Annotated in this window: 22 protein-coding genes; 4 read left to right on the top strand and 18 right to left on the bottom strand. The window is 64.8% G+C overall.

The features are described from left to right. Window positions 1-21: 21 nt before the first annotated feature. Window positions 22-333, bottom strand: a complete 312-nt coding sequence (locus ACPJW8_RS06370; RefSeq protein WP_330186965.1) for a LysM peptidoglycan-binding domain-containing protein — start codon at window positions 331-333, stop codon at window positions 22-24. 450 nt (window positions 334-783) lie between these two features. Here ACPJW8_RS06370 and lexA point away from each other — a divergent pair, with 450 nt between their 5' ends. Continuing rightward, the gene (lexA, locus tag ACPJW8_RS06365) at window positions 784-1,521 is read left to right on the top strand and encodes a transcriptional repressor LexA (RefSeq protein ID WP_330186964.1); all 738 of its coding nucleotides are present in this window, start codon (window positions 784-786) and stop codon (window positions 1,519-1,521) included. A 92-nt stretch (window positions 1,522-1,613) separates the two neighbouring features. On the opposite strand, the gene ACPJW8_RS06360 is transcribed toward lexA, so the two are convergent. Both ACPJW8_RS06360 and hflX read right to left on the bottom strand, forming a co-directional pair. Then, window positions 1,614-3,668 (bottom strand): ATP-dependent DNA helicase, encoded by a 2,055-nt coding sequence (locus ACPJW8_RS06360; protein ID WP_330186963.1) that lies wholly within the window; start codon window positions 3,666-3,668, stop codon window positions 1,614-1,616. Further along, window positions 3,661-5,232 (bottom strand): GTPase HflX, encoded by a 1,572-nt coding sequence (gene hflX / locus ACPJW8_RS06355; RefSeq protein WP_330186962.1) that lies wholly within the window; start codon window positions 5,230-5,232, stop codon window positions 3,661-3,663. The genes ACPJW8_RS06360 and hflX overlap by 8 nt, the downstream gene beginning before the upstream one ends. A gap of 462 nt (window positions 5,233-5,694) precedes the next feature. On the opposite strand from hflX, the gene ACPJW8_RS06350 reads away from it, so the two are divergent. Further along, the gene (locus ACPJW8_RS06350) at window positions 5,695-6,309 is read left to right on the top strand and encodes a class I SAM-dependent methyltransferase (protein WP_330186961.1); all 615 of its coding nucleotides are present in this window, start codon (window positions 5,695-5,697) and stop codon (window positions 6,307-6,309) included. Here the strand turns inward: ACPJW8_RS06350 and dapF are convergent. The 6 genes from dapF to ACPJW8_RS06320 all read right to left on the bottom strand — a co-directional run bounded on the left by dapF (window position 6,290) and on the right by ACPJW8_RS06320 (window position 11,793). Further along, complete coding sequence (dapF, locus tag ACPJW8_RS06345) at window positions 6,290-7,234, bottom strand: diaminopimelate epimerase (RefSeq protein WP_330186960.1); 945 nt, start codon at window positions 7,232-7,234, stop codon at window positions 6,290-6,292. The two genes, ACPJW8_RS06350 and dapF, sit on opposite strands and share 20 nt — an antisense overlap. Window positions 7,235-7,243: 9 nt before the next feature. After that, window positions 7,244-8,158: a tRNA (adenosine(37)-N6)-dimethylallyltransferase MiaA gene (gene miaA, locus ACPJW8_RS06340; RefSeq protein WP_330187037.1), complete on the bottom strand. Its 915-nt coding sequence runs from the start codon at window positions 8,156-8,158 to the stop codon at window positions 7,244-7,246. A gap of 23 nt (window positions 8,159-8,181) precedes the next feature. Then, complete coding sequence (gene miaB / locus ACPJW8_RS06335) at window positions 8,182-9,624, bottom strand: tRNA (N6-isopentenyl adenosine(37)-C2)-methylthiotransferase MiaB (protein ID WP_425256462.1); 1,443 nt, start codon at window positions 9,622-9,624, stop codon at window positions 8,182-8,184. Window positions 9,625-9,800: 176 nt separating this feature from the next. Beyond that, window positions 9,801-10,322 (bottom strand): regulatory protein RecX, encoded by a 522-nt coding sequence (locus ACPJW8_RS06330; RefSeq protein ID WP_330186958.1) that lies wholly within the window; start codon window positions 10,320-10,322, stop codon window positions 9,801-9,803. Between the two features lies 1 nt (window position 10,323). Continuing rightward, window positions 10,324-11,376, bottom strand: a complete 1,053-nt coding sequence (gene recA / locus ACPJW8_RS06325; RefSeq protein WP_330186957.1) for a recombinase RecA — start codon at window positions 11,374-11,376, stop codon at window positions 10,324-10,326. Window positions 11,377-11,562: 186 nt separating this feature from the next. After that, window positions 11,563-11,793 (bottom strand): DUF3046 domain-containing protein, encoded by a 231-nt coding sequence (locus ACPJW8_RS06320; RefSeq protein WP_330186956.1) that lies wholly within the window; start codon window positions 11,791-11,793, stop codon window positions 11,563-11,565. A 62-nt stretch (window positions 11,794-11,855) separates the two neighbouring features. Between ACPJW8_RS06320 and ACPJW8_RS06315 the strand changes: the two genes are divergently transcribed. Next, window positions 11,856-12,305: a MarR family winged helix-turn-helix transcriptional regulator gene (locus ACPJW8_RS06315; protein WP_425256426.1), complete on the top strand. Its 450-nt coding sequence runs from the start codon at window positions 11,856-11,858 to the stop codon at window positions 12,303-12,305. Window positions 12,306-12,419: 114 nt separating this feature from the next. Here the strand turns inward: ACPJW8_RS06315 and ACPJW8_RS06310 are convergent, their stop codons facing one another. The 7 genes from ACPJW8_RS06310 to ACPJW8_RS06280 form a co-directional block, all read right to left on the bottom strand. Beyond that, a complete protein-coding gene (locus ACPJW8_RS06310) occupies window positions 12,420-12,872 on the bottom strand; it encodes a helix-turn-helix transcriptional regulator (protein ID WP_330186954.1) in 453 nt (150 codons plus the stop codon). 133 nt (window positions 12,873-13,005) lie between these two features. Continuing rightward, entirely contained in the window at window positions 13,006-13,500 is a 495-nt protein-coding gene (locus tag ACPJW8_RS06305; protein ID WP_330186953.1) for a CinA family protein, read from the bottom strand. Further along, window positions 13,497-14,159 carry a CDP-diacylglycerol--glycerol-3-phosphate 3-phosphatidyltransferase gene (gene pgsA / locus ACPJW8_RS06300; protein ID WP_330186952.1) on the bottom strand — a complete coding sequence of 221 codons (663 nt, stop codon included), beginning with the start codon at window positions 14,157-14,159 and terminating at the stop codon, window positions 13,497-13,499. The genes ACPJW8_RS06305 and pgsA overlap by 4 nt, the downstream gene beginning before the upstream one ends. Before the next feature lie 46 nt (window positions 14,160-14,205). After that, window positions 14,206-17,064: an FtsK/SpoIIIE family DNA translocase gene (locus tag ACPJW8_RS06295; protein ID WP_330186951.1), complete on the bottom strand. Its 2,859-nt coding sequence runs from the start codon at window positions 17,062-17,064 to the stop codon at window positions 14,206-14,208. A 104-nt stretch (window positions 17,065-17,168) separates the two neighbouring features. Then, window positions 17,169-18,860 carry a ribonuclease J gene (locus tag ACPJW8_RS06290; protein WP_330186950.1) on the bottom strand — a complete coding sequence of 564 codons (1,692 nt, stop codon included), beginning with the start codon at window positions 18,858-18,860 and terminating at the stop codon, window positions 17,169-17,171. 40 nt (window positions 18,861-18,900) lie between these two features. Continuing rightward, entirely contained in the window at window positions 18,901-19,809 is a 909-nt protein-coding gene (gene dapA / locus ACPJW8_RS06285; protein ID WP_330186949.1) for a 4-hydroxy-tetrahydrodipicolinate synthase, read from the bottom strand. Between the two features lie 88 nt (window positions 19,810-19,897). Then, window positions 19,898-20,164, bottom strand: coding sequence for a hypothetical protein (locus ACPJW8_RS06280; RefSeq protein ID WP_330186948.1), 267 nt, complete (start codon window positions 20,162-20,164; stop codon window positions 19,898-19,900). A gap of 94 nt (window positions 20,165-20,258) precedes the next feature. On the opposite strand from ACPJW8_RS06280, the gene ACPJW8_RS06275 reads away from it, so the two are divergent. Further along, window positions 20,259-21,491: a heparan-alpha-glucosaminide N-acetyltransferase domain-containing protein gene (locus ACPJW8_RS06275; RefSeq protein ID WP_330186947.1), complete on the top strand. Its 1,233-nt coding sequence runs from the start codon at window positions 20,259-20,261 to the stop codon at window positions 21,489-21,491. Here the strand turns inward: ACPJW8_RS06275 and ACPJW8_RS06270 are convergent, their stop codons facing one another. Both ACPJW8_RS06270 and dapB read right to left on the bottom strand, forming a co-directional pair. Then, on the bottom strand, window positions 21,492-21,974 hold the full coding sequence (locus tag ACPJW8_RS06270; protein WP_330186946.1) for a hypothetical protein: 483 nt from the start codon (window positions 21,972-21,974) through the stop codon (window positions 21,492-21,494). A gap of 2 nt (window positions 21,975-21,976) precedes the next feature. Further along, on the bottom strand, window positions 21,977-22,735 hold the full coding sequence (dapB, locus tag ACPJW8_RS06265; protein ID WP_330186945.1) for a 4-hydroxy-tetrahydrodipicolinate reductase: 759 nt from the start codon (window positions 22,733-22,735) through the stop codon (window positions 21,977-21,979). Window positions 22,736-22,742 lie beyond the last annotated feature (7 nt).

The following is a 22,742-nucleotide window of genomic DNA, read 5'->3' as shown; positions in this document are numbered from 1 at the left end:
AACTGTGACGCTGTTCAACGCTCAGTTGCGCTCCGCCGGAACAAACAACTGCTGGCCTGCCACAACGGTGCCATCCGCAAGATTGTTCAGCTGGGCGATCTCCGCCACGACGTCGCGGGGATCCCGGTCCGGAGCTACGGTGGCCGCGATGGACCACAGCGAGGAACCCGGCTGGACAACCACGGACACTGTGGGCGTGATTGATAGGTCCTGTGCGGAGTCAGAGGCCTTGGCAGGTGCGAGCAGGAACCCGGCAACCGAGAGCAGGAGTGCGGCGAGCATGACCAGCGGCAGGCCGATCAGCACGAACTGGCCGCGCCGGGTGAGCTTCAACCGAGCATTCGGGGCAGGGAGCTGCCGCGCATGGCCCGTTGATATGGAACGCCCATAGTGACGACCCCCAGCGGCCTTGGCGCCGTAGTGGTTACCTACACCCTGAAAAACAGTTACAGCTGACATGGACTGAGCCCTCCTGGACCTGCGATGCTGCCCGACGTGTTCCCGGCCGCCCTGGATGGGGACCTTCCGTGTTCCGCAGCTGCCGGCATTCGAACGAATGACCGAACCAATCGCAACCACTAGAACACATATTCGAAGTTTGCTTGTTCAGTTTTAGCATCTATGAACGAACATTGTCGAGACTCGCTAGAACAAATGTTTGAAAAAGCCATGTGGCTGGCCTACGTTGGATCACAAGAACAACCACCACTGCAGTTGATCAGCAGGGTCTGACATTCCGGCCGGACGCCGTCCGGAGGACTGCACGAAAGGCACGGGTATCACATGGCAACACAGGCCACGGGAGGCAAGTCCACGTCCCGGAGCTTGCCGGCTGCCCGCGCCCCCAAGGGGCTGACTGCCCGGCAGAAGAAGATCCTGGAAACCATCCAGCGCTCGGTTAATGACAATGGCTACCCACCGTCCATGCGTGAAATCGGGGACACCGTTGGGCTCGCCAGCCTCTCCAGCGTCACGCACCAGCTTTCCCAGCTGGAGAAACTGGGTTACCTGCGACGGGATCCCAAACGGCCCCGCGCCATGGAAGTCCTGATGCCGCTGACCCTCGACGGCGGGACGCGCACGGCAGCCACGGCCGAGGACCGCACAGCGCCTGCTGCCACTGTTACCCAACTGCCCACTGCGGTGGACACCGCCATGGTCCCGCTCGTGGGGCGTATCGCGGCCGGCGGGCCGATCCTTGCAGACCAGGCGGTGGAGGACGTGATGCCGCTCCCCCGCCAGCTGGTGGGTCAGGGCGAGCTTTTTATGCTCAAGGTCGCCGGCGACTCCATGATCGACGCCGCCATTTGCGACGGCGACTGGGTTGTAGTGAGGCGCCAGAGCGATGCCGTCAACGGTGACATCGTAGCCGCCCTCCTGGACGACGAGGCAACAGTCAAGACCTTTCGGCAGCGTGATGGCCACACCTGGCTGTTGCCGCAGAACACGCAGTACGAGCCCATCCTGGGCGATCACGCCAGCATTATGGGCAAAGTGGTTTCGGTCCTGCGCTCACTCTAGGAATGCGCTCACTCTAGGACTGCACGCGTTGCAGGACCGCATCCACTGTAAGGACCACAAATTGGGGGTTCCCGGCCGTCGCCGGGAACCCCCTATTTCGTCTCTGCCAGCCTGGCCAGGGCCGAATAGGCGATCTTCGGATCGCGGGTGGGCCAGAACGGCGGCAACGCGGAGCGCAGGAAGTTTCCGTAGCGCTCGGTGGAGAGCCGCGAATCAAGGACTGCCACTACTCCCCTGTCCCGGGTGGAGCGGATCAGGCGGCCCGCACCCTGGGCCAGCCGGACCGCGGCATGCGTGGCTGACACCGCCATAAAGCCATTGCCTCCGGCCTGGGCCACCGAACGGGAGCGTGCCGTCATCAGCGGATCATCCGGCCGCGGGAACGGGATACGGTCGATCACCACCAGCCGGCAGGAGTCTCCCGGAACGTCGACGCCCTGCCACAGTGACATGGTGCCGAAGAGGCAGGTGTCGCGCTCATCCCCGAACTGCTTGACCAGGGCCGTCATGGTTGACTCGCCCTGGCACAGGATCTTCACGTCCATCCTGCTCCGCATGGCCTCGGCAGCCTCTTCCGCCGCCCTGCGGGAGGAGAACAGGCACAATGCGCCACCGCCGGACGCCTTGATCAGCGCTTCAAGCTCATCAAGTGCCTCCGGGGACGTTCCGCGGCCGGGCTTTGGCAGGTGGCCTGCCACATAGAGGATGCCCTGCCGCGGGTAGTCAAACGGCGAACCAACGTCAAGGCCGGTCCACGAAGGGGCGCCGTCCCCTACCAGCCCCAGCCCGCCGGCCGTCGGTTCAAACGCAGAGCCGATCGCGAGCGTCGCGGAAGTCAGCACCACCGTGTGACCGGCAAAAAGGCCCTCGCGCAGCTTTCCGGCGACGCTGAGTGGCGCAATGTTGACCAGTGCCGGAGCGGAGTCGTCCGGCTGGGAGTATCCCTGCTGGGGATCGAAGGAACTGGCACGGGAAATCCACACCACCTCGCGGTTCTCGCGGGCCAGCAGCAGCCGTTCACAAAGCTCCAGGATGACTATCAGCCGGGACCGCGCGAGCTGCCGGCCGCCGTCGGCAGTCCCTGAACTGTCGCCCTTGGAATCGGAAAGTGCCGCACGGCAGGCCTCACGCAGCTGGTCCACGCAGTCCAGCTGCTCCGCGTTGAGGCCGTTGGGCAGCAACCCGTTGGATACCCCGGCAAGGGCAAGCTCAAGGTTCGCCGCTGCTGCATTGAGCGCGTCCACGGTGATGGCTGTGTGTTTCCGGGCACCGGCCGCAGCAGCGTGGACCATGGCAACCGAAAGCTGCCCCGAGACGGCGCCCGTCACACGGTCCTGCAGCTCGTGCGCCTCATCCACCACCACAACGTCATATTCCGGCAGCACTGCCAGCCCTTCGAAGGCGCTGACGGCCAGCATGGCGTGGTTGGTGACCACAACGTCCGCGTCGGCGGCGTCCTGGCGTGCAAGTTCGCTGAAGCATTCCTCGGCCAGGGGGCACTTCTGGGCACCGAGGCACTCCATGGAGGTCACGGAAACCTGCCGCCAGGCTCGGTCCGTAACGCCGGGCAGCAATTCGTCGCGATCGCCGGTGCCTGTCTTTTCCGCCCACTCACGGAGCCGGACTACCTCCTTGCCAAGCGCCGAGGCCGGCCCGCCGGCAGCTGCGGCGAAATGCGGCACGCTGGTGTCCTCGCCAAGGGAAAACAGTTGCCCCTCGGATGGCTCCTCCGAGGGGAATCCGCCTTCGAGCTTGTGCCGGCACACGTAGTTGGAACGCCCCTTGACCAAGGCAACCTTGACGGGCCGGTCCAGCGCAGGGGTGAGTGTTTTCAGGAGCCTGGGCAGGTCCCGGCCCACGATCTGCGTTTGGAGGGCCAGCGTGGCCGTGGAAACAAGCGTTGGCTTGTTGCTCACCAGGGAATGCGCAATGAGCGGAATGAGATAGGCCAGAGACTTGCCCGTGCCCGTACCGGCCTGGACCAGCAGGTGTTCGCCGGTTTCAATGGCCCGGGCCACCTCACGGGCCATCTGGTGTTGACCCTCGCGGCTTTGGCCACCCATCCCCTCCACCGCGGTGTCGAGCAGCTCAAGGACGAACTGCTCGACGGCGGTGGGAGGCGTTGTTCCGGCGGCCACCTCAGTCATTGCTGACGAACGGTTCCAGCTCCGCGGCGAGTCCTTCGCGTACCTTCACAACGGCCCGGGTGCCGGTTTCCTCATGCTCCATGCTGAGGATCTCGACATCGGAATCGTGCAGCTTGCTCACGAGGTCTCCGCGGTCGTACGGGATCAGCAGTTCAAGCTTGACACCGGGCCGCGGGATCGACTCACTGATGACGCGCAGCAGCTCGGGAATGCCCTCCCCGGTACGGGCGGAAACCACCACGTGCCGCGGTTCGCGCTGCTTGAGCCGCTCCACGACGAAGGGATCCGCCGCGTCTGCCTTGTTCAACACGATGATTTCAGGCACCTTGCGGGCGTCCACCTCGCTGAAGACCTTCCGTACGGCCGCAATCTGGCCTTCGGGGTCCGGATGCGAGACGTCCACCACGTGCAGGATGAGGTCCGAATCGGCCACTTCCTCCAGCGTTGACCGGAAAGCCTCCACCAGCTGCGTGGGCAGCGACCGCACAAAGCCGACGGTGTCAGCCAGCGTGTAGTTCATGCCATCCGCAGTCTCGGCTTTCCGCACCGTGGGGTCCAGGGTGGCGAACAGTGCGTTCTCCACCAGGACGCCCGCGTCAGTAAGGCGGTTGAGCAGCGAAGACTTGCCTGCGTTGGTGTACCCGGCAATCGCAACAGAAGGAACAGCATTACGACGGCGGTTGGCCCGCTTGGTCTCACGTGCCGGCTTCATCGCGGCGATCTCGCGGCGCAGCTTGGCCATCCGGGTACGGATGCGGCGGCGGTCCAGCTCGATCTTCGTTTCACCGGGGCCACGTGAGCCCATGCCGGCGCCCGCGCCGCCCACCTGGCCACCGGCCTGGCGGGACATGGATTCGCCCCAGCCACGCAGGCGCGGCAGCAGGTATTCGAGCTGCGCCAGCTCAACCTGGGCCTTACCCTCGCGGCTCTTGGCGTGCTGGGCGAAGATATCCAGGATGAGCGCAGTCCGGTCGATGACCTTGACCTTGACGATGTCCTCAAGTCCACGCCGCTGTGACGGCGCGAGTTCGGCGTCTACAACCACGGTGTCCGCTCCGGTGGCCATCACAACGTCCTTGAGCTCTTGGGCCTTGCCTGAACCAAGGAAGGTGCCGGGGTCCGGCTTACTGCGCCGCTGGACCAGTCCGTCAAGGACCTCAGAACCGGCCGTTTCGGCAAGGGCAGCGAGCTCGCGCAGCGAGTTCTCGGCGTCGGCAAGTGTTCCGTCACTCCACAGCCCGGCGAGGACAACACGTTCCAGGCGCAGCTGCCGGTACTCGACTTCGGTGACGTCCTCGAGCTCGGTGGACAGCCCAGCCGTGCGGCGCAGTGCGCGGCGGTCCTGCAGGTCCTGCTGGTCGCCGTCGTACTCGCTGTGTTCCTCGTCCTGGCGTGAAATGGCCTGCGCCTTGCCAAGGACTCCGTCCTCGGATTCACGACCTGCGGCGCCTGCGCTGCCGGCCGGAACATCCTTGGACAGGATCCGGTCGATGACCGCCTGGATCTCCGCAGGACTGAGGTCCTGGGCTGACGGATCGGATCCGGTGCTCTGCTGTGTGCTCATGCTCTCCTTAAAGGGTGTGACACTTCCAGAATAGTGCCGATTCGGTGATTGGGGCGCGGAATTCGCGCTGGGCTGATGTGTTTGGGTCATGGTTCTCCTGGCTGCCACGTAGGGCCGGACAGCAACGCTGGTTCCTGGCGTACGTGACGGGTTTCAGGTGGCCGGAGAGGCCAAGGAATGCCCGCGAAATCCGCATCCGGCGGATACAGGGGCTGATGCGTTTTTTGATTCTCCGGCCGGGGCGGAACGTTGAGGCCGCCCATCGGTTGGTGTGGGACGTCGCCTGATACCTGTCAAACCAACGGTGATCACGACGACGGCGGAAGGCAACTGAGTGCCTGCATCGCCGCTGGGGGAAAGTCCAGCTACTGGAAAATCAAAATCATGGTCTCCATGGTAGCAGAGCCGGGCCCTGGCCCCACGATTCGTATTCGTGCATGGCCGATACTAGTCTGGCCCATTATGGAGTCTGCACACTATTTCACGGCCTCGCCCGCCGGCCCCTTCCAGCGCAAGCCGCTGACAGTCGAACTCGCAGGCCAAACGCGCCACCTGCAGACCTCCACGGGAATCTTCAGCCCTGACGGAATCGACAAAGGCACGGCGATCCTGCTGTCCGAGGTTCCGCCCCCGGCGCCTACTGGAAACCTGCTCGATGTCGGCTGCGGGTGGGGGCCCATCGCCCTGACCATGGCACTGCAGGCTCCGCACGCCCACGTTTACGCCGTGGACGTCAACGAACGCTGCATCACCCTGACCAACGAAAACGCCGGGCTGCTCGGGCTCGCCAACGTCACCGCCGGTACACCCGAATCCGTGGACCCGGAACTGCGCTTTGACACCATCTGGTCCAATCCACCGATCCGGATCGGCAAGGACGGCCTGCACGCCCTGCTGCTCCAATGGCTGCCGCGGCTGGCTCCCGGCGGCACGGCATGGCTGGTGGTGCAGAAGAACCTTGGAGCGGATTCACTCCAGCGCTGGCTGGCCGAGACCCTCGACGCCGGTTACTCGGTTACGCGGGAAAGCACAGCCAAGTCCTTCCGCATCCTGCGGGTCAGGAAAGCTGCCCTTTAGCCACGATCACGGCCGGCCCGCTCAGCTCGACGTGCTCATGGCCCTCGGCGCCCGGAAAGAATTTCACTCCCACAACGCCGCCGGGAACGTGAACCTGCCAGGCGTCCGGCGCCCCGGCGCCGGCCCAATGCCGGATGGCGACTGCTGCGGCGCAGGCACCCGTACCGCACGATTGCGTCTCCCCCACACCGCGTTCATGGACGCGCATGGTGATGCTGCCGACGCCGTCCTTGACCAGAGGTTCGGACGGTACAACGAATTCCACATTGGTGCCATGGGCGGGAACGGGCTCCACAGCTGGAGCTTCCCAGAGCCGGGTGGCGGACAATTCCGACAGTTCGGCCAGGGCCACCACAGTGTGCGGGTTGCCCATGCTGACGGAAAGGGCCGGGCGGGGAACAGAGAGGCCGTCCGCAGCGACAGTCGAGTCCATGGCCTTCGCGGCGGCCTCGCCGGGGTAGATGAATTCCCACGGGCCCATGTCCACCGCGTAGTCGTTGCCGGTGCGCACGACTGTTTTGATGCCGCCACGGGTTCCAATGGTGATCGCCTCACCGTCTGCCAGGCTGATCAGGCCTTCGGTCCTGAGGAAGTGGATGAATACCCGCACCCCGTTACCGCACATTTCCGAGAGCGAACCATCCCCGTTCCGGTAGTCCATGAACCATTCAGCCTCAGGATGGGTGGCAAGAAGCGCCTCGCCCTCAGGCAGGAAACGCGACGGTACAGCACGGATCACCCCATCAGCGCCGATTCCCCGGTGGCGGTCACACAGCGTGGCAACCTGGCCGGCGGTGATGGTGTGTTTCCCTGAAGGATCGGCAACAAGGACAAAATCGTTGCCCGTGCCGTGCCCCTTGGCGAACTCAAGACCGGTCAGCTCGGTCTGCGCGGGTTCAAGGGCTTCTGCGGTAATCGGATCCATGATTCAAGCCTACCGGGGTGGCAGGGACGTTGACGAAAGCCTCACGGCCTCCGCCACCAAGGCAGGGTGCTGCCAGTCCAGCCAGTTGATGCGGGGGTCGGCGCGGAACCATGTCAGCTGGCGCCGGGCGAACTGCCTGGTGGCCACAATCGTTTCCCCAGCCGCTGTTTCAACATCGGATTCGCCGTCCAGGACGCGGAGGAACTGGGCATACCCCAACGCCCGCGCCGCCGTTCGCCCGCGCCGCAACCCTGCTGCGTCGAGTCTTTGCACCTCCTCAAGGAGTCCGCCCTCCACCATGCGGTGCACACGGGAGGCGAGGCGCCCGCGCAGCTGGTCGCGGTCGACGTCCAGCCCGATCTGGACGGCTGGCCGGAAGTACTCGCGGGTGGGCATGAATGAACTGAAGGGCCGTCCCGTCAGCTCATGGACTTCCAGGGCCCGGACAATGCGGCGTTCATCCCCCAGCCTTGACGCGGAAACGGGATCAACGGCTTCCAGCCGGGCCAGCATGGCTGCCGGGCCCTGCCGGGCGAATTCCGCTTCGATCCTGCTCCTGACCTGGGCGTCTGTTCCCGGAAACTCCAGGACATCAAGCGCGGCACGAATGTACAGCCCTGACCCTCCTGCCAGGATGGCCCGCTTCCCCCGTCCATGGATATCCTCAATGGCGGCCCTGGCCAGCTGCTGGAAATCCGCAACGTTGGCTTCGTCGGTGACCTCCAGGATGTCCAGCAAGTGATGTGGCACACCGCGGCGTTCGGGAATAGTGATCTTGGCGGTCCCGATGTCCATGCCGCGGTAGAACTGCATGGCGTCGGCGTTGATCACCTCACCGTCCAGGGCCAGGGCCAGCTCAACCGCCAGGTCCGATTTCCCTGAACCGGTAGGTCCGACGACGGCGATCACCGGCGGCGCGGAGATGTTTGCGTCGATTGCCACGTGCGTCAGCCGGCGCGCGGAGGAAGTGCAGGCATCCCCAGTGATACCCCGGTGGTGCCTGCCGGGTTGCCGCCTGGAGCGGGAACGCCGCAGGAATCCGCCTGCGACCGGTCCCAGGCGTCGCCCGCCCGGGAGCGGCGCAGGCTGTAGTCAGCAAGGTCCGGATCGGCCACCAGGTGGAAGGCCGCGGCTTCCGTGATCGTGACCGTCACCAGGTCTCCGGGACGGGGAGATTCCGCCCCCTCAGGAACGGAGAAGTGGACAAGCCGCTGATCCTGCGCGCGACCTGAACGCCGGTGCGTCTCCTCCGACTTCCTGCCCGACTGTGCCGTGACCATCACCTCGACCCGCCGGCCAAGCTGCTTGGCGTTTTCTTCGGCCGCAATCCGGTCCTGCAGCGCGGTGAGGCGTTCGAAGCGTTCCTGCACCACGGACTTGGGGAGTTGCTCCGCGAGTTCGGCGGCAGGGGTCCCGGGCCGCTTTGAATACTGGAAGGTAAAAGCCGTGGCGAAGCGTGAGCGGGCGACGACGTCCAGTGTGGCCTGGAAGTCCTCTTCTGTTTCGCCCGGGAAGCCGACAATGATGTCCGTGGAGATGGCGGCCTGCGGAATACGCTCACGCACCTTGTCCAGGATGCCCAGGAACCTGGTGGAGCGGTAGGACCTCTTCATGGCCTTGAGGATGGAATCAGAGCCGGACTGCAGCGGCATGTGCAGCTGTGGCATCACGTTGGGAGTCTCCGCCATGGCCTCGATGACGTCATCGGTGAAGGCTGCCGGGTGCGGGCTGGTGAAGCGGACGCGCTCCAGGCCCTTGATCTCTCCGCAGGCCCGCAGCAGCTTGGAGAACGCCTGCCGGTCGCCGAACTCCACACCGTAGGAGTTCACATTTTGGCCCAGCAGGGTTACCTCAATGGCGCCATCATCCACCAGCGCCTGGATCTCTGCCAGGATGTCCCCCGGCCTGCGGTCCTTCTCCTTGCCGCGGAGCGAAGGCACGATGCAGAACGTGCAGGTGTTGTTGCAGCCCACGGAGATGGATACCCAGCCGGAGTACACCGAGTCGCGTTTGGTGGGCAGGGTGGAGGGGAAGACATCCAGGGATTCCAGGATTTCCAGCTGGGCTTCGCTGTTGTGCCGGGCCCGCTCCAGTAGCGCAGGGAGGGCGCCCACGTTATGGGTACCGAAGACGGCGTCAACCCACGGGGCTTTCCGGAGGATGGTCTCGCGGTCCTTCTGGGCGAGGCAGCCTCCAACGGCAATCTGCATGCCCGGGTTGGCAGCCTTGACAGGCGCGAGGATTCCCAGGTTGCCGTAGAGCTTGTTGTCCGCGTTTTCCCTGACCGCGCAGGTGTTGAACACCACTACGTCTGCGTGGCCGTCCTCGACGGGAACCATTCCGGCGCCTTCGAGCAGGCCGGCCATGCGCTCGGAGTCGTGGACGTTCATCTGGCAACCGAACGTCCGCACCTGGTAGGTTCGCGGCGCAACGCCACCGGCACGATCCTCCCCTGGCTCAAGGGAAGACTGGCTGGCTGCGGGGGAAGGAATGGTCAAACTCACCCATTAAGGGTAACGGCTCAGCACCTCCGGCGTGTCCGCCGCGGATCACGAACAGCGGGACGTCAGTCGCCCGGAACCAGGTCCGCGACGTCGAATTCCTCGCCGACGATCCTGAAGGCCAATGCCGGGGAATACCCCTTGCGGGCCAACATGCCAGCCAGCCTGCGGGTGACCTTCTCCCGTTCAGCCCTGTCTACGGGCAGCGGCTTGCCGCGCAGCTTCTTCCGGACCAGCTCCCGGGCAGCAGCTTCTTCGTCTTCATCAGAAAGCTGCTCCAACGCTGCCTCGGCTTGTTCAGCCGTGATGCCCTTGTCTGAGAGCTCCCGGCGCAGCGCACCCTTGGCCAGTTTCCGGCTTGCGGCACGGCTGCGGACCCATGCCTCAGCGAATTCGGAGTCGTCAACCAGGTGGACTTCCTCGAAGCGGTCCAGCACCGATTCGGCCACGTCTTCAGGAATGCCGCGTTCCGCCAGTTTGCGGGACAGCTGCAACCTGCTCTTGGCGGAGGCGGTGAGCTGGCGCAGCACGATGTTGCGCGCTACGGCTGCCGGGTCCGCCTCCGCATCAAATTCGGGGCCTGCCATCCTAGAACCCGTCGACTGCCTTCAGCTTGGGGCTCTCCTCGGTTTCGGTGGCCGCGCTGGCACCAACACCGAGCTTTTCCTTGATGAGGCGCTCCAGTTCGGCGGACAGCTCCGGGTTGTCACGCAGGAAGCGGCGGGAGTTTTCCATGCCCTGGCCCAGCTGGTCCCCATCGTAGGTGAACCAGGAACCGGACTTCTTGATGATGCCGTGCTCCACGCCCATATCGATGATGCCGCCCTCACGGGAAATGCCCTGGCCATAGATGATGTCGAATTCTGCGATCTTGAAGGGCGGCGCCATCTTGTTCTTGACGATCTTGGCCTTGGTGCGGTTACCCACCGAGTCCGAGCCTTCCTTCAGCGTCTGGATGCGGCGGACGTCAATGCGGATGGAGGCGTAGAACTTCAGGGCCTTACCGCCTGTGGTGGTTTCCGGTGACCCGAAGAACACACCGATCTTCTCGCGCAGCTGGTTGATGAAGATGGCGGTGGTTTTGGTCTGGCTGAGGCGGCCGGTGATCTTACGGAGGGCCTGGCTCATCAGACGGGCCTGCAGGCCAACGTGGCTGTCTCCCATGTCGCCTTCGATTTCCGCGCGGGGAACCAGGGCAGCCACGGAGTCGATCACAATGACGTCCAGCGAGCCGGAGCCCACCAGCATGTCCATGATCTCCAGTGCCTGCTCGCCGGTGTCCGGCTGGGAGACGAGGAGCGCATCCGTGTCCACGCCGAGCTTGGCAGCGTATTCCGGATCCAGGGCGTGCTCGGCGTCGATGAACGCGGCAATGCCGCCTTGCCGCTGGGCGTTGGCCACAGCGTGCAGCGCAACTGTGGTTTTACCTGAGGATTCAGGGCCGTAGATCTCTACGACACGGCCACGTGGCAGTCCGCCAATTCCCAGTGCGACATCCAGTGCGATGGAGCCGGTGGGGATGATCTCAATGGGGGCACGGACCTCATCCCCCAGGCGCATGACCGATCCCTTGCCGAATTGCTTGTCGATCTGGGCCAGTGCTGCTTCCAGCGCTTTTTCACGATCCGGGGCTGCCGCCATGGTTCACACCTCTAATGTTTTCTCGCTGTGGAGTGGCCTCGCCGGCCGACTGTCTGGTCATCTCTGACGCTAACGGCACCCTCTGACAATGACCCGGGATGACTTTGCGTATGTGGATAAGTCTTGAAAAAATCATAGCTTTACCCGAACAGATATTCGAACACTTCACCCGGCGTGTCACCTGGGTCAGGGTTTGGGCTTGATATCCCTGCCCAGCCGCCGTTCCTGTGGAACGTCCTGGATCTCGCAGACGGCAAGCCATACCTCCCGCGGGTTGGCTCCAGATGCCAGGGCCTCCTGGGCAGTCCGGCCTGCGACACCGCGCCCTCCCGCCAGGATGAGGGAGGAGCCCAGCACCCGGGAATACCCGGCACCGAATTCGTCGTCCATCAGGCGCCAAAAGTCACTGATTCTCACCTAACGAGTCTCTCACGCGGCAACTGCCTCCCCGACCGGATGCCATGCGGTCCGCAACTAGAATGATTGCCATGAGCAACCGCGATGCGCACGACCAGGCCCTGAACTCCGTCGAGGACCAGTTGAGCCTCTTCTGGCGCCGCGCCCGGTCCCTGTCGGCGCAGCTCTCGCGGCAGGTCCATCCGGACATGGAGCCGGCGGCCTACGGCCTGTTGTCCGTGCTCCGGCGCGAAGGGCCCATCCGGTTGACGGAGCTGGCCTCCTGCCTTGGCGTGGGCAAGCCCTCCGTCAGCCGCCAGGTGGCTTTCCTGGAAAACATCGGGTTGGTTTACAAGGAAGCTGACCCGTTGGACGGCAGGGCATCCTCGATCCGCCTCACCCCGGAGGGTGAAGCGAAGATGAGCCAGGTGCAGGACGCGCGCCGGCAGGCTTTCCGCGAACGGCTGAACGAGTGGCCGGATGAAGAGCTCGAGACCCTGGCCGGCTACCTGGCCCGCCTGAACGAGATTTAGCAGCAGGCCTGCTGGAATGCAGGCGGCCAGGACACGGAAAAGGCCTCCGCCCCACGGATTGTCCCGTGTGGCGGAGGCCTTTTCCTGCTGGTCTAAAGGGGTGGAATTTTGAGCTTAGCGGGCCCCGGAGAGCAGGCCCTTGGACAGTTCGTCGTTCAGGTCCGTTGCGAGTTCCGCACCAAGATCGCGGCCGTAGCGCTGGGCAAATTCCTGGGGAACGGTGTCCGGAACTGCAACACCTTCAGCTACGGCTACGCGGTCGCTGACTTCGCGAAGCATGCTGGACAACGGGACATCCAGTGCGGAACAAATAGATGACAACAGTTCTGAGGATGCTTCCTTCTGGCCGCGCTCAACTTCACTGAGGTAACCCAACGACACGCGGGCGCTGTGGGAAACTTCACGGAGCGTGCGTCCCTGACGCTGGCGGACATCGCGCAATACATCACCGATTTCATGACGAAGTACAACCATCTTGCGCTCCTTCTGATCGCTCTTGCCCTGATTGGCGAGGCCCACATCCTTCCAGCGGACAACGCCGTTTACGGATACGGGCTGCTTTACCATCTGTATCGCCTTGCTCCCTCTTCGATCCGGCCGCTGTGGGCGAACCGGTTGTTTAATCATCCTAGGCGCCCCGCTTCATCAGGGGCGACACAAAGTAACAACTATTGGCTACCGGAATTTGTTCCCGGCGACTTTACCGCTGGTAAAGCAACGACTCAATTTCAGCGAGCAGCCGCTCCAGTGCAGCTTGACAGGCCTGCGACCGGATGGCTGCGCGGCCGCCGGTAAAGGCGTATTCAAACGATTTTTCGCCGTGCTCGCCGGCTATTCCAATGAACACGGTTCCCACGGCCTTGCCGTCGTGCGTTTCCGGGCCGGCAACTCCCGTGGTGGAAACTCCCAGGCCGGCTCCACAGGCCTTCCGCGCCCCGGACGCCATCGCAGCCGCCACAGCGCCGTCCACGGAACCAACACGCTCCAGGAGGTCCTCCGGCACGCCCAGTACGTCAGCCTTGACAGAATTCTGATAAGCAACCACCCCGCCTTGGAGCATCCCAGACGCTCCGGGGATATCCGCGAGCGAAGCTGAGACGAGTCCTGCCGTCAGTGACTCTGCCGTGCCAACGGTCACGCCGGCGTCGAGAGCGGCACGAACCACTTCTGCGGCCACCTCGTGCAGCTTGCTCACCGGGCGCCCGCGTCCCCGGCGTTACCGGCTTTCCCCGCCTCTCCGGGAACGGCGCGGCCGGCGTTGCGCAGTTTCAGGGCTTCCACCACGTAATCGACGCCGGTCCACACCGTCACGGCCACGGCCACCAGCATCACCACAAGGGCAACGATTCCGAGCCAGGCGGTGCCAACAGTCAGCGGGAAAAGGTAAAGCAGGATCGCGGCCGTCTGCACCACGGTCTTGAGCTTTCCACCCTTGGAGGCGGGAATGACCCCGTAGCGGATCACGAAGAAGCGCAGCGCGGTAATACCCCATTCGCGCACCAGGATCACGAGGGTGATCCACCACGGCAGCTCGCCGAGAATCGACAGCATGACCAGGGCGGACCCGGTCAGCAGCTTGTCGGCGATGGGATCGGCAATTTTTCCGAAGTCGGTGACCAGTCCCCTGCTGCGGGCGATGTCGCCGTCGAGCTTGTCCGTGTAGATGGCGACGGCGAAGCAAGCGAAGGCTGCCCACCTCCACACACCGGCGGCACTCTCCAGTCCTGGCGCATCAAGGACCAGGAACCAGACAAAGAACGGGACCAGGACAATGCGGAGCATCGTCAGGACATTGGGCAGGTTCCAGATGGTTGAGGCACTGGAACCGGAGGCTGCTACGTCGGGGCTAGTCACGTATCTAGGCTAACGCCTCCGGGCCCTGGGTCCTCCGGCAGTCCCGTCAGCGTCCGGTGAGTGACCAGGCGTCCTCGGAGCCGTCCTCGTCATCGTCGCCTGACGAGGCGTCAGCGCCGTCGTAATATTCCACGGCCTGGGCACGCTGGTCCAGGTCAGCTGCCACCAGGTCCTCCGCGTAGCCACCCTGGGGGATGTTGGCGTTGGCGTTGTCGCTCAGGGCAGCCGTCTGGGAGTCGGCGACGGCAGGCCCGTCCTGGCCCTTCATGGCAGCGAGCACTGCCGCGAGGTCGTCCGGCTTCACGAGGACGTCACGGGCCTTGGACCCTTCGGACGGCCCCACCACTCCCCTGGATTCGAGCAGGTCCATCAGGCGGCCGGCCTTGGCGAAGCCCACGCGCAGCTTGCGCTGCAGCATTGAGGTGGAGCCGAACTGCGTGGTGACCACCAGTTCCGTGGCCTGCAGCAGCACCTCGAGGTCGTCACCGATGTCGTCGTCGATCTGCTTCTTCGGCGCCTCCGCAGCGACATCGTCCCGGTAGACGGCCTGGAGCTGTCCCTTGACGTGCTCCACCACCTTGTGGATCTCCGACTCGGTGACCCAGGCACCCTGGACGCGCATGGCCTTGTTGGCACCCATGGGCAGGAAGAGCGCATCGCCCTGGCCGATCAGCTTCTCGGCACCCGGCTGGTCCAGCACCACGCGCGAATCGGTGACGGACGACGTCGCAAATGCCATACGGGACGGCACGTTCGCCTTGATCAGGCCCGTCACCACATCCACGGACGGCCGCTGCGTTGCCAGCACCAGGTGGATACCTGCCGCACGTGCCAGCTGAGTGATGCGGACGATGGAATCCTCGACGTCGCGCGGGGCAACCATCATGAGGTCCGCAAGCTCGTCCACAATCACCAGCAGGTACGGGTAGGGCTTGATGACGCGCTTGGAATCCACCGGCGGGACAACTTTGCCGGCACGCACTGCCTTGTTGAAGTCGTCAATGTGCTTGTAGCCGTAATTGGCGAGGTCGTCGTAGCGGGCGTCCATCTCACGCACTACCCACTGAAGCGCCTCGGCGGCTTTCTTGGGGTTGGTGATGATGGGCGTGATGAGGTGCGGGACGCCTTCGTACGCCGTGAGTTCCACGCGTTTGGGGTCAACCATGACCATGCGTACCTCGTCAGGTGTTGCCCGCATGAGGATCGAGGTGATCATCGAGTTCACGAAACTGGATTTACCGGCGCCCGTGGCACCGGCCACGAGCAGGTGGGGCATCTTGGCGAGGTTGGCCACCACGTAGCCGCCCTCGACGTCCTTGCCAACACCCATGACCATCGGGTGATCTGTCCGGCGCGCGTTCTGGCTGCGCAGCACATCACCCAGCGAAACGGTTTCACGGTCAGTGTTGGGGATTTCGATGCCGATGGCCGACTTGCCCGGAATGGGGCTCAGGATGCGGACGTCACTGGAGGCAACGGCGTACGAGATGTTCTTGGACAGGGCCGTGACGCGCTCCACCTTGGTGCCGGAGGCGAGTTCGATCTCGTAGCGCGTCACAGTGGGGCCACGGCTGAAGCCGGTGACGGTGGCGTCCACATTGAATTGCTGGAGGGTATCGGTCAGGGCGGCGACGACGGCGTCATTGGCTTCAGTGCGTTCCTTCGGGATGGATCCGGGCGTCAGGTAGTCCGAGGCAGGAAGCGTGTACGTCACGTCTCCGGCCAGCGACAGCTGCTCCGTACGCTGCGGAATTGGCGTGGGCAGCGGGGCCGGCACCACGGGTTTGGCGGGAACGTACGGCGCAGCCGCGGCAGGAGCTCCCCCGCCCGGGGCAACCAAGGGAATGGCCTCGGTGGCACCTTCCGGAGCCTTGGTACCCAGTCCCTGGGCCGCCTTGATCTTCTCGACGGCGATCTCCGCCTGCGTGGGGCGCCGGACTCCCGGAGCGGGACGGTCCGCGGCGGGTGCGTCCTCGTCGATGACGGCGTGCTCGAAGGCTTCGTCGCCTACGTAGCCTTCGAGGCGTGGAGCGGCGTCTTCGTCCTTGCCGAAGAGCTTGCGGCGCTTCTTTTTGGGCGCCTGGGCCGAGCCGTTGTTCTCGAAGAGGTAGCTGCGGTCATGGGCGTGTCCGGATTCACCCGGCTCCTGCAGGTCAAGGCCTACAAGGTGCTCGTAGCCTTGCCGGATCCGGCGCGGGATGGCCGTGAACGGCGTGGCCGTGACAATCAGCAGGGAGACGAACGCCAGCAACGAGTACGCCAGTATGGGCACCGCAGGGTGGATGGCAGCCAGGGGCGCAGCCGCCAGCAGGCCCAGCATGCCGCCGGCCTCGCGCAGGCCGTCGAAGCCGTCAGCCACAGTGGGCTGGCCGCCGAGCACGTGCCCCAGTGCGGAACCTGAGAAGGCCATGATGAGGAAGCCGATGCCGACGCGGTTGTTTCCGCGGCTGTCTGCGGGCTGCCTGAAGAGCCGCAAAGCGCAGACGCCCAGCATCAGGGGCAGCAGCAGCGCCACCCAGCCGAAGGTTCCGTTGACCACGCTGTAGACGGCGTCGGGGAACCAGCCCTTGAAGCCCCACCAGGCGAAGGTGGCGATAAAAACGGCGAGGACCAGGTTGAACAGTGCCGCGCCATCCCTGCGGTCCTCTGGATCAAGGCCGCTGACGTCATGGCCGATCCGGCGGACACCGCCGCCCACCAGATGCCCCAGTCCCTGCCAGGCGCCGCCGATGACCCGGCCCAGCCACGGCTGCCGGTGTTCGACGGCGGGAAGCTGGCGGGTGCGCGCGGAACCTGACCCGGCGCCCTTGGAGGCGCGGGATGTCCCGGCAGCGGATCCCCGTGCGGAGCCACCGGATTTGCTGGTGGATCTACCGTTGGGCGCGGAAGTAGTGCGTGTGGCCATACCGCCACGCTACCCCAGGAGGGCCGCAATTCCGCGGATTTCCGGGCCGGGGGCAGCTGTGTTCAGTGCCCCCGGCAGCCCGGATGATCTGCCCTTGTGCGGCCTTATGCCTCGAGCACCACGGGGATGATCATGGGCTTGCGGCGCAGTTTGCGGTTCACCCACGTGCCCACAACACGGCGGACAACCTGCTGCAACTGGTGGCTGGTGTGGTCCGCGTGGTTCAGGACCGCTTCCTCCAGGGCAGCGTTGATCTTGGGGATGATCTCGTCAAAGACGGCGTCATCCTCTGCCACGCCGCGGGCATGGATCTCCGGGCCGGAGACAACCTTGCCTGTGGTCCGGTTGATCACGGTGATGATGGAGATGAAGCCTTCGTCACCAAGGATACGGCGGTCCTTCAGGTCGGCGTCCGTGATTTCTCCAACGCTGGAGCCATCGACGTAGACAAATCCGACCTCCACCTGGCCGACGATGTCTGCGCGGTGGTTCTTGAGGTCCACTACTGTGCCGTTGTCCGCGAGGATCACGCTGGCTTCAGGGACGCCGGATTCAATGGCGATCTTGCCGTTGGCGATCAGGTGCCGGGTCTCGCCATGCACCGGCATGGCGTTCAGCGGCTCCAGGATGTTGTAGCAGTACAGGAGCTCGCCGGCAGCCGCGTGCCCGGAAACGTGCACCTTGGCGTTGCCCTTGTGGATGACGTCAGCGCCGAGCTTCAGCAGTCCGTTGATGATCCTGAACACGGCGTTCTCGTTGCCGGGGATCAGGCTGGAGGCCAGGATCACGGTATCGCCTTCGCCCACCACCACGCGGTGGTCGCCGTTGGCCATGCGGGAGAGGGCTGCCATGGGCTCGCCCTGGGAACCGGTGGACATCAGCACCACGCGGTTGTCCGCCAGCTGGTCGATGTTCTTCAGGTCAACCAGGAGACCGTCCGGTACGTCCAGGTAGCCGAGCTTGGCGGCAATGGCCATGTTGCGCACCATGGAGCGGCCAACGAAGGCCACCTTTCGGTTGTGCTTGGCGGCGGCGTCGAGCACCTGCTGGACGCGGTGGACGTGCGAGGAGAAGGAAGCGACGATGATCCGCTTGCTGGCCTGCCCGAAAAGGCGCTCCAGCGTGGGGCCGATCTCCTTTTCCGCGGTAGTGAAACCGGGAACGTCAGCATTGGTGGAATCGGACATAAAGAGGTCCACGCCCTCTTCGCCCAGGCGGGAGAAGTGCCGCAGGTCCGTGATGCGTCCATCCAGGGGCAGCTGGTCCATCTTGAAGTCGCCGGTGTGCAGCACAGTGCCGCCTGCCGTGCGGATAAAGACTGCCAGGGCGTCCGGGATGGAGTGGTTGACCGCCACGAATTCGCACTCGAAGGGGCCAAAGGATTCCACCTGGCCCTCGGAGACGGTGAGGGTGTACGGACGGATCCGGTGTTCCTGGAGCTTGGCCTCGATCAGCGCCAGCGTGAGCTGTGAACCGATCAGCGGAATGTCATTGCGGAGCCTGAGCAGGTACGGGACGGCGCCGATGTGGTCCTCGTGGCCGTGCGTCAGGACGACGGCGACGATGTCATCCAGGCGGTCCTCGATGTAGGAGAAATCCGGCAGGATCAGGTCAACGCCGGGCTGGGTTTCTTCCGGGAAGAGCACACCGCAGTCGACGATGAGGAGCTTTCCGGCGATTTCGAAGACGGCCATGTTGCGGCCGATCTCACCGAGGCCGCCAAGGGGCACGATCCGCAGCGTGTCCGGAGCGAGCCGGGGCGGAGTGGTGAGGCCGGGAAGGGCGGTTTGGGTCATAGTGCACTACTTTCCAGGCGGAAGGGTGCCGGGATCACCTTCAGGAGAACACCAGCCCCGCTTCTGCCAAATCCTCGCGGATGATTTCGATCTCGGTTTCGTCCGGCTCCACGAGGGGCAAACGGACAATCGAGTTGGGCAGGACTCCCTGCCATTTAAGAATCTGCTTGGCCGCCACGGCACCCTGGACGCGGGTCATGGTGGCACGGATCACGGGCTGCAGCTCGAAGTTAATCTTTCGGGCAGTGGCAAGGTCATTGGCGTTGATGGCGTCCACGAGCTCCCGGAAGCGCCGGGTGGCAACGTGGGTGGTGACGCCCACGAGTCCCACGGCGCCGATGGCCATCCACGGGAGGGTGAGGCCGTCGTCGCCGGAGTAGTAGTCCAGGTCCGTCTCTGCCAGAACCTGGGTTGCTGCCGCAAAATCGGCCTTGGCGTCCTTGACGGCAACGATGTTCGGGTGCTGGGCCAGGCGGATAATGGTCTCGGGCTCGATGGGGATGGCCGAGCGGCCGGGGATGTCATAAAGCATCACGGGAATGCCGGCTGCGGAGGCGATGGCCTCGAAGTGCGCGCGGACGCCGGCCTGGCTGGGCTTGTTGTAGTACGGCGTCACCAGCAGCAGGCCATCCACGCCGAGGGCTGCTGCCCGCTGGGACAAGTGGATCGAGTGGGCGGTGTCATTGGTGCCGGTACCGGCGATGATGGCGGCGCGGTCCCCGACCGCTTCCTTGACCGCGCGGAACATCCCGAGGTTTTCCTCGTCGGTAAGGGTGGAGGTTTCGCCGGTAGTGCCGGTGACCACCAGGCCGTCACAGCCGTCATCCACCAGCTTGTTGGCGAGTTCCGCTGCCTGCTTGTAGTCCACTGCGCCGTCCTTGGTGAACGGCGTGACCATGGCGGTCAGGAGGGTACCAAGAGCAGGAATGTTCGCGGAAGTTTCAGGCATGGAAAAAACGTTACCCTGTCCGCGGCTGGTTAGAACAATAGCCCGGACGTGATGAGCGTCAAATAACGGCTAAGAACGCTCCGCAGGTTCACACGGCACCCGGCTGGCAGTATTTCCCTACCGCGGCTTCCCGCAGCCCCTCAGCCCACGTTGCAAGCCGCTGCGCCGCCCGGACGTAGTGGAACAGCTCTGTGGGAGTGAGGGAGTCCAGATCCGTTTCGGACAGCCGCCTGGCCAGTTCGGGCCCCGCAGGTTGGGCTGCCAGCGTGATGCCTTCGCGCTGCCAGGAGAGGTCCTCGGGGGATTCGCCGGTGACCAGTTGCCGGAAGAGGAAATCCACAACGCCTGGGCTCATTGCCTTCATCATGTCCGCCATATTATTCGAACATATATTCGAAAACAAGTGCCTTTCGCAGTTGCGCCTGGGGTGGATATGAGAGTATCGGCCCATGATGGCCCGCTCCCCTTCCCCCGCCGCCGGTGGCCACAGCACCCTCAGCGGGGCCCGGCTGACAGGCGTCGACGCTGCGCGGGGGCTGGCACTGCTGGGGATGATGGCCACGCACCTGATGCCCACCTTCGAATCCGATGCCAACCTCACTCCCACCTGGGTGGGACTGGCGTTTTCCGGGCGGGCGTCGGCTTTGTTCGCTGTCCTGGCGGGGGTTGGGCTGGCGCTCTCAACGGGCCGGCAGGTTCCTCTTGCCGGCCCCGCATTGGGCCTGGCCCGCCGGGGAATCGCGCTGCGGGCCCTGGTGATCGCCGTCGTCGGCCTCACCCTGGGCGGCCTGGAAGTCAACGTGGCGATCATCCTGGTCCACTACGCCGCACTGTTCCTCTGCGTACTTCCGTTCCTGGGGCTTCCGGTGAGGCATCTGCTGGCGTGGGCGGGTGGCTGGATCCTGCTGGCACCCCTGGTGGCCTACCTGCTCCGCCCCTGGTTCCTCGCCGGCGATCCGCCGCTGCACCTGGGCCATAATCCGTCGTGGGAGGACCTGGGGACACCAGGTCCCCTGTTGGGCGATCTCTTCCTGACCGGCTATTACCCGGTCTTCCAATGGCTGGCCTTCGTCCTGGTGGGGCTCGCCATCGGCCGGATCCCGCTGCACCGGGCACGCGTGGCGGCGCTGCTGCTGGTTGCCGGCACCGCCGTCGCAATAGCGGCCAAAGCACTGGGCAACGCCCTGATGGAAGACTGGGGCGGCCGGCAGGCCCTCGAAGCTGTACTGGACGAACCCCGGTGGCCCCTGGAGAGCCTGCTGCAGGTCAACCTGACAGGGATCGAACAGACCGGTTCGTGGTGGTGGCTGGCCACTGCGGCGCCACATTCCGGAACCACGCTTGACCTGCTGCACTCGGCCTCCGCCGCAGCTGCGGTGCTGGGCGGTTGCCTGCTGCTGGGCTCCCTGGGCACCTGGCTGAACCTTGACCTTCTGCTGCCGCTGCGCGGAGCAGGCGCCATGACGCTCAGCCTCTACACGGTCCACGTCTGGGTGCTCGCGGCGTTTTACGTCGACGGCAGGCCTGACGGCTGGACGGACGAAGGCATGTACACCGCACAGGCCATCACCGCCGTAGCGCTGGGCATATTGTTTGCTGTGCTGAAGTGGCGCGGTCCCCTGGAGCAGGTGGCCCACGGCGCCCACGTGCTGGGCTCGCGGCCGTTGACCCCAGTCCGCTAGCTACACGCTGCCGGCACCAGCCCGGTGCAGCTTGACGGCGTCCCGCATGGCAGACCTGGCCCGCTTTCTGTCACCTGCGGCGTCATAGGCGCAGCTGAGGCGGAACCACGAGCGCCAGTCCTCCGGCGCTGCCTCGGCTTCGAGCCGGTACTTGTCGAATTCCTGGTCCGCGGCGGCACGCACGATCCGGCCACCTGGCGTCCGGGGAAGGTTATCCACGGGAAGCCCGCCTTCGGCCTCCAGGATCCTTGCCAGCTGCTCGGTCCTGGCACCGAACAGGAGTTCGCGGACCAGGGCCCAGGCGCCGATCACCGGCAGCACCAGGTAGGCGGCGCCGAATGCCTTGGCAATGGGGTCGGGGTCCGTGAGCAGCAGCACCGAGCGCTGGAAAGTCACCACGAGGTAGAACACCAGGAGGAGCGTGACAGCACCCACCCAGATCTTGGTGCGGTTGCTGCCTTGAAGGACTTTCAAGCCGGCCATGCTCAGATTCCGAGGTCCAGGTAGCCGTCCAGGCCTACCGTCAGGCCAGGGTGCGCATTCACCTTGCGGACGCCCAAGAGGACGCCGGGCATAAAGGATTCGCGGTCAAACGAATCATGACGGATTGTCAGCTGCTCCCCCGCACCGCCCAGCAGTACTTCCTGGTGGGCAACGAGGCCGCGGAGCCTGACGCTGTGCACGCGGATACCGTCAACATCACAGCCACGGGCACCGTCAAGGCTGGTTTCCGTGGCGTCAGGGCTGGCCGGGACGCCGGCTTCCTGGCGCGCTGCGGCAATGAGCTGCGCCGTCCGGACCGCCGTCCCGGACGGGGCGTCAACCTTGTTAGGGTGGTGGAGCTCCACGAGTTCCACGGATTCAAAATACTGCGATGCCTTGGCGGCAAACGCAGAGGCAAGGACAGAGCCCAGCGCGAAGTTGGGCGCTATCAGCACGCCGGTGGCCGGGTGCGCCGCCAGCAGTTCTTCAAGCCGTGCCAGCCGTTCCGCGTCCCAGCCGGTGGTCCCCACCACGGCGTGGATCCCGTGCTCGACGGCGAAACGGACGTTCTCTTCGGTACTTCCGGGGACGGTCAGGTCCACCACAACATCGGCGCCGGAACTGGTGACGAGGTCAAGGGAGTCATTGCGGCCCAGCGCGGCCACCAGCTTGAGGTCAGGTGCTGCTTCGACGGCCTTGACGGCCTCGGCACCCATGCGGCCGCCTGCGCCCAGCACGGCGACGTTGAGAAGTTCGGTCATGGCGTTA

It is taken from the genome of Pseudarthrobacter sp. J47, assembly GCF_049810315.1.
In the GTDB taxonomy this organism is placed as follows: Bacteria; Actinomycetota; Actinomycetes; order Actinomycetales; family Micrococcaceae; genus Arthrobacter.
This window is presented reverse-complemented; position numbering and strand designations above follow the sequence as displayed.